The organism is Actimicrobium sp. CCI2.3 (assembly GCF_035019065.1).
In the GTDB taxonomy this organism is placed as follows: Bacteria; Pseudomonadota; Gammaproteobacteria; order Burkholderiales; family Burkholderiaceae_D; genus Actimicrobium.
This window is the reverse complement of the sequence record NZ_JASJWR010000036.1, coordinates 40406-51667: the sequence shown is the minus strand read 5'-3', so window position 1 is coordinate 51667 and position 11262 is coordinate 40406. Positions and strand designations below refer to the sequence as shown.

General features: G+C 53.7%; 12 protein-coding genes and 2 tRNA genes. All 14 read right to left on the bottom strand.

The features are described from left to right. Window positions 1–2 precede the first annotated feature (2 nt). Window positions 3–75: transfer RNA gene (locus QN370_RS17800), tRNA-Gly, on the bottom strand. A gap of 104 nt (window positions 76–179) precedes the next feature. After that, window positions 180–255: transfer RNA gene (locus QN370_RS17795), tRNA-Gly, on the bottom strand. 84 nt (window positions 256–339) lie between these two features. Further along, complete coding sequence (pgsA, locus tag QN370_RS17790) at window positions 340–912, bottom strand: CDP-diacylglycerol--glycerol-3-phosphate 3-phosphatidyltransferase (protein ID WP_322127813.1); 573 nt, start codon at window positions 910–912, stop codon at window positions 340–342. Window positions 913–998: 86 nt separating this feature from the next. Further along, window positions 999–2876, bottom strand: coding sequence for an excinuclease ABC subunit UvrC (gene uvrC / locus QN370_RS17785; protein ID WP_416172144.1), 1878 nt, complete (start codon window positions 2874–2876; stop codon window positions 999–1001). Further along, window positions 2869–3921, bottom strand: a complete 1053-nt coding sequence (nagZ, locus tag QN370_RS17780; protein WP_322127814.1) for a beta-N-acetylhexosaminidase — start codon at window positions 3919–3921, stop codon at window positions 2869–2871. The genes uvrC and nagZ overlap by 8 nt, the downstream gene beginning before the upstream one ends. After that, entirely contained in the window at window positions 3918–4310 is a 393-nt protein-coding gene (gene acpS / locus QN370_RS17775; protein ID WP_322127815.1) for a holo-ACP synthase, read from the bottom strand. Before acpS ends, nagZ begins: the two co-directional genes overlap by 4 nt. A 5-nt stretch (window positions 4311–4315) precedes the next feature. Then, window positions 4316–5002 carry a pyridoxine 5'-phosphate synthase gene (locus tag QN370_RS17770; protein WP_322127816.1) on the bottom strand — a complete coding sequence of 229 codons (687 nt, stop codon included), beginning with the start codon at window positions 5000–5002 and terminating at the stop codon, window positions 4316–4318. A gap of 15 nt (window positions 5003–5017) precedes the next feature. Then, window positions 5018–5782 carry a DNA repair protein RecO gene (recO, locus tag QN370_RS17765; protein ID WP_322127817.1) on the bottom strand — a complete coding sequence of 255 codons (765 nt, stop codon included), beginning with the start codon at window positions 5780–5782 and terminating at the stop codon, window positions 5018–5020. A gap of 42 nt (window positions 5783–5824) precedes the next feature. Next, window positions 5825–6727, bottom strand: a complete 903-nt coding sequence (gene era / locus QN370_RS17760; RefSeq protein WP_322127818.1) for a GTPase Era — start codon at window positions 6725–6727, stop codon at window positions 5825–5827. Beyond that, window positions 6724–7659 carry a ribonuclease III gene (gene rnc / locus QN370_RS17755; RefSeq protein ID WP_322129152.1) on the bottom strand — a complete coding sequence of 312 codons (936 nt, stop codon included), beginning with the start codon at window positions 7657–7659 and terminating at the stop codon, window positions 6724–6726. The genes era and rnc overlap by 4 nt, the downstream gene beginning before the upstream one ends. 21 nt (window positions 7660–7680) lie before the next feature. Next, window positions 7681–8025 carry a DUF4845 domain-containing protein gene (locus QN370_RS17750; protein ID WP_322127819.1) on the bottom strand — a complete coding sequence of 115 codons (345 nt, stop codon included), beginning with the start codon at window positions 8023–8025 and terminating at the stop codon, window positions 7681–7683. 68 nt (window positions 8026–8093) lie between these two features. Beyond that, window positions 8094–9005, bottom strand: a complete 912-nt coding sequence (lepB, locus tag QN370_RS17745) for a signal peptidase I (protein WP_322127820.1) — start codon at window positions 9003–9005, stop codon at window positions 8094–8096. Further along, on the bottom strand, window positions 9002–10795 hold the full coding sequence (lepA, locus tag QN370_RS17740) for a translation elongation factor 4 (RefSeq protein ID WP_322127821.1): 1794 nt from the start codon (window positions 10793–10795) through the stop codon (window positions 9002–9004). Before lepA ends, lepB begins: the two co-directional genes overlap by 4 nt. Window positions 10796–10987: 192 nt before the next feature. Beyond that, entirely contained in the window at window positions 10988–11200 is a 213-nt protein-coding gene (locus QN370_RS17735) for a glutaredoxin family protein (RefSeq protein ID WP_322129153.1), read from the bottom strand. Window positions 11201–11262 lie beyond the last annotated feature (62 nt).

Genomic DNA, 11262 nt, shown 5'->3' with positions numbered 1-11262 from the left:
GGAGCGGGAGAAGAGGCTCGAACTCTCGACCTCAACCTTGGCAAGGTTGCGCTCTACCAACTGAGCTACTCCCGCGTGAAACTTGTTGCTGAGTTCGTTTGATGCACGCCTGTACTTTGCATCGAACCGAACTCTTCTTAAATCGAAATGGAAGCTTGAAACAGCTTTCATCGTTAATCTGGAGCGGGAGAAGAGGCTCGAACTCTCGACCTCAACCTTGGCAAGGTTGCGCTCTACCAACTGAGCTACTCCCGCGTTCACAACAGAGGCGTATTATAGAGGGCCGCTTCTTTTTGTCAAGCCAGCAGCTTCCAGACTCAACAAAAAACAGAACATCGGTCATGAATGCTCTTTCATCAATGGCCACGCTTTTCTCAGGTAATAAAACATAGACCACACGGTGAGCACGGCCGCAACAGCCAGCAGCCATTGCCCCCAAATCCGCGTGTCAATCAAACCAAGCAACGTGTCGTAGTACAGCAGCATCGGAATAGCGACCATCTGCGCCGTTGTCTTGATTTTTCCGATCGAGCTGACCGCTACGGATTTGGATGCGCCTAACTGCGCCATCCACTCACGCAAGGCCGAAATCGTGATCTCACGGCCAATAATGATGAAGGCGACGACGGCGTTGACACGATCAAGTTGCACCAGTATCAGAAGTGCCCCTGCAACCATCAGCTTGTCGGCGACCGGATCAAGGAATGCGCCAAACGCGGACGTCTGGTTCCAGCGGCGCGCCAGAAAACCATCCAACCAGTCCGTCAGCGCAGCCACAATAAAAATGCAGGTCGATGCCAAACCTTTGTCAAACGATGAAATCCAGGCTCCAGGCAAATAAAATACGCCGACCATCAATGGGATTAACGCAACACGCAACCACGTGAGCAGGATCGGAAAATTCAGTGGCATGGGTCGGGCTCTTGAAAGTCAGGCTTGGTTTGATAAGGCGTTTAGCCGAGCGTCCTGAACCCGGCTAATGGCAACGTGCCAGTAATCTAATGCAATTGCCGATAAATGTCTTCCGCCAATTGACGTGAAATACCATCAACCGACGTGAGCTCTTCCACACTGGCATTGGTTACCTCACGCAAGCTACCAAAACGTGCCAGCAGCTTTTGTCGTCGTTTGGCACCAATACCTTCGATCTCTTCAAGACGCGACGCTTGTCGGGTCTTGGCGCGTCGGGCACGCATGCCCGTGATCGCAAAGCGATGAGCCTCGTCACGAATCTGTGCGATCAGCATCAGTGCGGCTGATTCCTTGCCGAGTTCTTTGGCTTCACGACCGTCGACAAAGACCAGCGTTTCCAGTCCAACCCGCCGTCCCTCACCCTTGGCGACACCGACGATGAGGCTGATGTCGAGTCCCAGCTCGACAAATACTTGACGCGCCACTTCCACTTGGCCTTTACCACCATCAATCAACACGATATCGGGCATCACGCCGTCACCGTTGGCGACTTTTTCATAACGCCGCGTCAATACCTGCCGCATCGCCGCGTAATCGTCACCGGGGGTGATGTCGTTGATGTTGTAGCGTCGATACTCGCCGTTCTGCATGGCATGGTGATGAAATACCACGCATGATGCCTGGGTCGCTTCGCCTTGCGTATGGCTGATGTCGAAACATTCGACGCGCAACGTCTCGATGTCGGCACTATCGAGTGCCAGCACGTCAACTAACGCACGGGTACGCGACTGCTGCGATCCCTGCTCCGACAGCAAGCGCGCAAGAGAAATTTCAGCGCCCTTGCAGGCCATTTCCAGCCACTGCCGACGCTGCGCTTGCGGCTGGAACAGCAGATTGATCCGGTGACCACACTGCTCGATTAACGCCAGCATCAATTCGGGCTGATCGAACTCGAGATTCAAGATCAAGGTCGACGGAATGAATTTCTCCAGGTAGTGCTGAGCAAGAAATGCTTTCAGCACTTCGACATCAATGGCGTCTTCAGCGGTGGCCAGCGCGTTGTCAACATGGGTCGGAAAGTAGGCGCGGTCACCAAGGTGCCGGCCACCTCGCACCATTGCCAGATTCACGCAGGCACGTCCGCCCTGCACGATGACGGCGATGATATCGATATCGGCATCGCTGCCCGTTTCCATGGTTTGCTGGTGCAGCACGCGCGACAAGGCGCTGATCTGGTTGCGCACAGTCGCTGCCTGTTCAAACTTCAGTTCACCGGCATACGCATGCATCTTTCCTTCGAGCGTTTGCATCACCTCGCTTTGCTGGCCACGCAAAAATTTCGCGGCATTTTCAACATCCAGGTTGTAATCCTCCTGACTGATTTCGGCGACACACGGCGCGCTACAGCGGTGAATCTGATGCAGCAGACATGGACGGGTACGGTTGGCGAAAACGCTGTCCTCGCAGGTTCGCAACAGAAACACCTTTTGCAGAATCTGCATCGACTCTTTCACGGCCCATGCGCTCGGAAACGGTCCGAAAAACTGACTGCGCTTGTCGACCGAGCCGCGGTAGTACGCCATGCGCGGGAAAGACTGCCCGGAAATTTTAAGATACGGGTACGACTTATCGTCCCGAAACAGGATATTGAAACGCGGATGCAGCGTCTTGATCAGATTGTTTTCCAGGATCAGCGCTTCGGCTTCACTGCGCGTTACGGTGGTCTCGAGCCGGGCGATGCGTTCAACCATCATCGCGATACGCGAACTGCTGAGCGTTTTCTGAAAATAGCTGGAAACACGCTTCTTCAGGTCACGTGCCTTGCCGACATACAGCACATTATTGTCGGCATCGAAATAGCGATAGACGCCGGGCAGATGCGGCAACTTGGCGACCGTGTCGAGCACGATCATGCGTGCATCCGACAACGGCACGACGGTGACTGGAGGCACTTCCTCAGACATGCATCAAGCCTGCGACCGTACGTAATGCGGCGTGGTAACGCGTATCCGCTTGTAGTACCTCCCATTGCATGGGCGTGCTCGATGGCATCAGCGCTGCGATACGCGCCGAACTGGCCGTCGTCGCCAATGCCGGATCAAGACCGGCAAGTAGCTGATCGGCCATATCGGGACGATTGCAGATCAAGACCATGTCGCAACCGGCCTGGAGCGCGGCGGTCGCACCAGCGACCACGTCGCCGGCAACGCTGGCACCTTCCATGCTCAGGTCGTCACTGAAAATGACGCCCTCGAAGCCGATTTCATTACGCAATAACGACAGCCATTTTTTTGAAAATCCGGCCGGTGCGGCATCGAATTGCGGATAAATGACGTGTGCCGGCATCACGCCTGACAAGCCCCGTCCGAGCCAGCGATAGGGCGCGGCATCATCCGCCACGATGGCCTCGACAGCGCGATCATCAACCGGAATGGCGACATGCGAATCCGCCTTGACGTAACCGTGCCCTGGAAAATGTTTGCCGCAATTGGCCATTCCTGCAAGCAGCAATCCATGATTAAGACTCCGCGCCAGTTGCGTCACTACTGCCGGGTCACGATGAAAGGCCCGATCACCGATGACGCCTGAATCGCCGTGGTCCAGATCAAGGACCGGCGTGAACGACAGGTCGACACCGCAGGCACGCAGCTCGGCTGCCAGTACGAAACCGACATCGGTGGCGGCGCAACTGGCAGCCTGTGCGTCAACGTCCCACAATTGACCGAGGTGCCGCATCGCCGGCAGCACCGTGAAACCATCGGTACGAAAGCGCTGGACGCGACCACCTTCGTGATCGACCGCGATCAGCACGCCCGGCTTTGCAGCGTGAATTGCCGTGGTCAGGGCGACCAATTGGGCACGGTCTTGCCAATTGCGTGCAAACAGGATGACCCCGCCCGTCAGCGGATGGCAAATGCGGGCGATATCGTGCGCATCGAGGACCGTACCAACCACATCGAGCATGACAGGTCCGATGCGTTGCGCAATGCTGCTGACTACGTTCTTCATTTTTTCTCCACGATGACAAAAGCGACCGCATAGTCGGTTTCGTCGGTAATCGAGACCTGTGCGGTCAATTCGTGCTGCGCCATGAACGTGGCCAATGTGCCGCTGGTCACGATCACCGGCTTGCCACTTGGATCGTTCAACGTTTGCATCGCACGCCAGGTCATCGGCATCCTCATTCCCAGGCCAATGGCTTTGGAAAAAGCTTCCTTGGCCGCAAAGCGCGTCGCAAGAAAACTTATTCCGCGCTGATCGGAACTGGCTGCCCGGTGATGATATTTTGCCAGTTCCTCAGTGCCAAGAATTTTCTCGGCAAACCGCGGACCGTGGCGCCTGAGCGCAGCGGCAATACGGTCTATGCGGATGATGTCGGTACCAATGCCGTAGATCATGACTGTCAATGCCTGCGAGCTTGCGTCAGGATTGCCTTCATGTCCCCGACTGCCGTTTGCCAACCCACCGCAATCGCCCGGATCAGCAAAGATTGACCAACCTGAATCTGCATGACATCCTCTAGCGCGGCAAGACGAGCAGCATTGGTCAGGTCAAGCCCGTGCGCGATTTGCACTTGCATCCCGAGACGGGTCGCTGCAGCAGTGCATGTCGCGAGCCGCTCAAACTCTTCATCTGCGCGAACCGCATTTGTCGAAGTACCGTACATGCTCGCGTCAAATTCAATCGCATAGGCACCTGCAGCATGGGCTGCCTGCACTTGCTCAAGGTCGGTTTCGATGGCAAATGCCAGCTCTATTCCGTGCGCTTGCAATTGCTGCGTGATCTCAGCATTCCCGTCACCCATGACCATACAGACTCGCTGCGGCTGCATGCTGATCGCCTGAGCAAGCAGCTGACCACCCACTGGTAACCGCAAATGCAATTTGATCATCAGCTCTGAAACGATTGCTGCAAACACAGCCGGAGCGACCTCGCCTGTAAGCAGACTGATACCATCGGCACCGGCAGCTTGGGCAAGACGGGCAGCCTGAACAAGGTCCGGTCCGGGTCGATCAGAACGTAATCGAACCAGCGGCATCAGATCGACATAAAAGTCCGGGCCAGTAGAATGCGGATTGAGATAACTCATCGGTAGCGATACTTCCTAAAGCTGGGTCAGATCGATCAGGATCTGGCGGGTATTGAGGGGAACACCTCCGAGCTGATGCGCCAGCAAAAAACGCATCAGGAATTTACTCTGGCTTTGCGTCATCGACCCAGTGTAGTCTTCGCGCTCCATATCCAGTAAGGTCTGGCCCGAGACGCGTGGCCAGATATCGGACGGCCGGGCCGGTCGCGCACCGCGCTCCGGGTCAACCACATAGCTATTGCCTGGCACAACCCGTTGTCCCGTACTTGAACACATGCTGAGATCAGCCGCGACGCCGGTTTCCTTCATCAAGCTAAGCTCGAATTTACGCAAAACGATGGGTGCAGTTTCGCCGTGCGCCAGCTGATTGAGCGCTGACACATAATGATCGAACAGACCAGGATGCGGGTCATCCCTAGCGATCAGCTTGATCAGTAACTCGTTGAGATAGAACCCGCACAGCAAAGCGGATTTTTCAAGAGGCAGCAAGCCACCGACCCATTCGGCCGCTGTCAGCGTCCGAATTTCGGATTTACCTGTCCAGCTCAATGACAGTGGCTGAAACGTTTGCAGTACGCCGCGCAGTGCAGAATGAGGACGCTTGGCACCTTTGGCCACCAGTCCGATTCGACCGTGCTCGCGGGTGAACACATCGATAATCAGGCTGGTTTCCCTGTGCGGATAACTATGCAGCACAAAACCGGGCTGACCTGCGATGCGCAGGGTTTTCTCTGCGGGGGCCGCACGACGCGGACGCGCCAGCGGCTTGACCGTGGTCACCGGAAGTTCAGGCTGATCGGCCGCGCGAATCACCCTGTCGACTTATTCGTAACCGTAAGCGCGCAGGCCCGCTTCGTTGTCGGCCCAGCCTGACTTGACCTTCACCCATATTTCGAGATAGACCGGACCACCAAACAGCCGCGCCATATCCAGTCTGGACTGCGTTGAAATTTCTTTCAGGCGTGCACCCTTCTGTCCGATCAGCATCGATTTGTGGGTGGAACGCTCGACCAGAATCGCGGCAAACACCCGGCGCAAATCACCTTCCTGTTCAAATTTTTCGATCAGTACCGTACTTGTGTATGGCAACTCATCACCGACGAACCGGAAAACTTTCTCACGAATGATCTCGGCAGCAAGAAATTTTTCACTCCGATCCGTGATGTCATCGGGACCAAACTCGGGAGGATTTTCGGGCAAGAAGCGCCGCGTTTCTTTTTGCAGGCCATCCAGCTGAAAACGTAATGTCGCCGAGACCGGTACCACCGCAGCAAAATCGTGCTTGGAAGCGATTTCTTGCGCGAACGGCAAAAGGACAGCCTTGTCCTTGACGCGGTCTGACTTGTTGATCACCAGGATACAAGGCACTGTATCCGGTATCAAATCCAGCACTTGCTGGTCCGCCGGTCCAAATGTTCCCGCTTCAATGAGGAACAGGATGACGTCCGCAGACGTCAGCGTATTAGCGACAGTTTTGTTGAGTGTCTTGTTGAGCGCATTCGCATGCTTGGTCTGGAAGCCGGGTGTGTCGACATAAATAAACTGCGTATCTTCAACAGTTTGAATGCCGGTAATACGATGCCGCGTAGTTTGCGCCTTGCGCGACGTGATGCTGACTTTTGCGCCGATCAGCGCATTCATCAACGTCGACTTGCCGACATTGGGACGACCGACAATAGCGATGTAGCCACAGCGGAAATTCGGGGTTGTTACTGATTCAGTCATGCGATTTTCGATTGGGTAACGGAGATGGAAATGGCTGTTTCAGGAGCCGTTTCCGGCTCCTGCACAACAACGTTGGACGCAGGCAGCGCGAGCTTGCCCGCCTTGCCCGGCACTTTTTTTGGTTCGGCATACTTGCCTGGCATTGAAGACTCGGACGGGGCTCGCTCTGAAGCAGAGTCGGTCTGAATCGTCGCGATTCCAGTCAACTTCAATTGGGACGCACGCGGCTTGACCTTGCGTGCACCCGAACCGCCCTTGGACAGGGCTGACTGCAGGATATCCAGAGCGCATTGCGCCGCCGCTTGCTCTCCCGCACGACGACTTCCTCCGGCACCAAAAACCTTGATGTCAAGCTTCGGCACAAGACATTCAATCTCGAATTCCTGATTATGGGCAGCACCGTGCGTTGCCACAACGTTGTACTGCGGGAGGGCGATTTTTCTGCCCTGCAAATATTCCTGCAGCAACGTTTTGGCGTCCTTGCCTAGCGTCTTCGGATCGACCGAATCCAGAATGGGAATGTAAAGTGAACGAATAACATCTCGCGCCGCATCAAATCCGGCGTCCAGAAAAATCGCGCCGAACAGGGCTTCCAGCGTGTCCGACAGAATGGACGGACGCCTGAAGCCGCCGGACTTGAGTTCGCCTTCGCCAAGATGCAAAAACTGTGAAATCTCCAACCGCTGTGCGATCTCGTACAACGCTTGTTGCTTGACCAGATTCGCCCGCAATCGGGAAAGGTCTCCTTCATCGACCTTGCTGTAGCGCTCGTATAGCAAGGAAGCGATGACACAATTCAATATTGAATCGCCTAAAAATTCCAGTCGTTCATTGTGGGCAACACTGTGGCTGCGATGCGTCAGCGCCTGCTGCAACAAGGTAGTGTCTTTAAACCAGTAAGCGAGTCGATCTTCCAGAAGCATACAATCCATTTCAGTCCACACGACACCGGGTTACTCGACCGGTTTCTTCGCGACGCCTTTCACAGTCGTCGCCGAATAATCAATTAACAACCAGGTAGGACCAATCAGTGGAATCTTTTTTTGATATGCCACGTTGATCTCGAAGTTATCGCCGTCTTTTACTACCTCCAGATCTTTGCTGGATATCGAGTCGATATAGCCGACACTTGCCTGTCGATCGAACGACGCCCGAATCTCTACCGGATTTTTCCCGTCAGCCTTCGCCGCTGTGATGGCCTTTTTGATCGACAGGAATTCGATCACGGTTGGCACCACTTTTAATCCCAGCACAGCGACTGCGCCGATCAGCGCCAGCATCACAATCAGGCCGACCAATGTTACGCCTTGTTGTCGCCTCGATGACGCTCTTTGCATACGCACCCCCTGCGGTCACTATGGTTTGACTATCGAATACCACCTATCCGCTTCAGGTTACCAAGATTCATCCAGACATAGAACGCTTTTCCAACAATGTTCTTGTCCGGCACAAATCCCCAATAACGGCTGTCAGCGCTATTGTCCCGATTATCGCCCATCATAAAATATTGTCCAGCAGGTACGGTGCAAGCAAAACCCTCGGAGTCGTACGTACATGCCTCGCGCATCGGGTAGTTATCGATGTTACTGAGCTCGTTGGGCGCTTGGGGATTGTTGAGTATTTTGTGGTCCCCGACACCGAACGTTTCGACATATTGCTTCGAATACGTCAGTCGCTCTTCATCCAGATAATCAGGCAATGGTGCGTAAGAAACCGGCGTCCCATTAATTATCAGTCGCTTGTTTTTGTACACGACACGATCACCCGGAGTCCCTACTACGCGTTTGATGTAGTCCAGTGACATGTCCTTTGGATACTTAAACACCATCACATCACCACGCTGCGGGTCGTTGATCTCGATGATTTTCTTATTGATAAGCGGCAAACGGATGCCATACGCAAATTTATTCACCAGAATCAAATCACCAACTAATAACGTCGGCACCATTGAAGGCGACGGTATTTTGAATGGCTCATACAGAAATGAACGCAATACAAACACCAGCGCGATAACCGGGAAAAAACTGCCTGAATATTCAACCCACGTCGGCTGACGCAAAATCTCCGCCTCCAGCGCATGGCGACCTGACGCTTCCAGCTTAATACCCTCAGCTTGCAGTTTCGCATTGCGTGCATCGAATTCCCGAAGCGCGGAATTAGCCTTGATGCGACGCTGCTTGGCGAGATAAAACACATCCAGCACCCAGACCACGCCGGAAATGATTGTCAAAACAAAAAGTATTAATGCAAAGTTGCCCAAAATTGCCTGGAAGTTCATTTGTTATCCACTTGTAAAATTGCCAGAAAAGCTTCTTGCGGTATTTCAACAGAACCGACTTGCTTCATGCGTTTCTTACCGGCTTTTTGCTTTTCAAGGAGCTTTCTCTTGCGGCTGATGTCCCCGCCATAGCATTTGGCCAGAACGTTTTTGCGCAGGGCTTTCACGTTTTCCCGCGAAATGATATTGGCCCCGATAGCCGCCTGAATCGCCACATCAAACATCTGGCGCGGAATCAGTTCACGCATTTTTGCTGCGACGGCACGTCCACGGTAGTTGCTGTTGCTGCGGTGAACAATGATGGCCAGCGCATCGACTTTCTCGCTGTTGATCAGCATGTCGACCTTGACGACATCGGCCGAGCGATATTCCTTGAACTCGTAGTCCATAGACGCATAACCGCGTGAAGTCGATTTAAGCTTGTCGAAAAAATCGAGGACGATTTCTGCCATCGGCATTTCATACGTCAATTTGACTTGCTTGCCATGATAATTCATGTCGATCTGCATACCGCGCTTACCCGTACACAGGGTAATCACTGCGCCAACATATTCTTGCGGCATATACAAATTGACTGTCACGATGGGCTCGCGGACTTCTTCTATACGTGAAGGGTCAGGCATTTTGGACGGGTTATCCACCATCAGCAGTGTTCCGTCGCGCAAAACCACTTCATAAATTACGGTCGGTGCAGTCGTGATGAGATCCATATCGAACTCGCGTTCGAGTCGTTCCTGGACAATCTCCATGTGCAACAAACCGAGAAATCCACAACGAAAACCAAAGCCCAGCGCTTGCGAGACTTCCGGCTCGTACTGGAGTGCCGCATCATTCAATTTTAATTTCTCGAGCGAATCGCGGAGTGCCTCGTACTGATTCGCTTCGACGGGAAAGAGACCTGCAAAAACCTGTGGCTGCACTTCCTTGAAACCAGGAAGGGGTTCGGTAGCCGGACGACTGGCGAGAGTAATCGTGTCACCCACCTTGGCGGCCTTGAGTTCCTTGATACCAGCAATGATGAATCCCACCTGACCTGCAGAGATCGTCTCTCGCGTGACTGACTTTGGCGTGAACACACCAACGCTTTCGGTCAGATGAACGGAACCATTCGCCATCAGCAAGATCTTGTCCTTGGCACGCAATGTGCCATTGAAGACCCGCACCAGCATCACGACACCCACATAATTGTCAAACCAGGAGTCGACCAGCAATGCCTGCAGCGGCGCGGCAGGATCGCCCTTTGGAGGCGGCACCTTGATGATCAACGACTCCAGCACATCCTGAACACCAAGTCCACTTTTTGCCGAGCAATGCACTGCTTCCGAGGCATCAATCCCGATGACTTCCTCAATTTCCGAAATGGCATTTTCGGGGTCGGCCGAAGGCAAATCGATCTTGTTCAGCACAGGAACAACTTCGACTCCCAGATCAAGTGCGGTGTAGCAGTTGGCAACTGTTTGAGCCTCAACGCCTTGCGAGGCATCAACAACAAGCAACGCACCTTCACATGCCGACAGCGAACGGCTGACTTCATAACTGAAGTCCACGTGACCCGGTGTATCAATCAGATTCAGATTATAAATTTGACCATCGCGCGACTTGTAAGACAACGCTGCCGTTTGCGCCTTGATTGTGATTCCCCGCTCGCGTTCGATGTCCATGGAATCGAGTACCTGGGCCTCCATTTCACGGTCTGACAAGCCGCCACATAATTGGATGATGCGGTCAGCAAGTGTGGACTTGCCGTGATCGATGTGCGCGATGATAGAAAAATTACGAATGTTGTTCATGGATTCGAGCGCGATTACAAAAAAGGCGCTCCGGTCGAGGAAATGTTCCTCAGGCGAGCGCCTTGTTTTAGGAGGTTAAACAGCAGCGCATCTTACCGGATTCCAGAGGGGAATGCCCGTAAAATACCGGCAGACATCAATCGACGTCTGCAGGAGGTATGTGGACCACTGTAACTGAACTGTCAAAAATAACTAGGCTTGGGGTCGCGATGCGATGAATTGGGCCAGTCGTTCACTATCCTGAAAAAACTGGCAGAGATCGCTATCGGCTCCATCGTCGTACCGACCTTTCAATACGGGCACGCGTTCATCGTATTTTTCCAGAAGGACTGGATCTTCATCCACATCAAGGATGCGTATGTCAGCTTGTGTTTCGCCCAAGTGGGCACGCAAGGCAACAAGCATGTCATCGCACAAATGACAATAACTGCGTGAATACAAAGTGAAATGGATCAAGCAGCACCTGC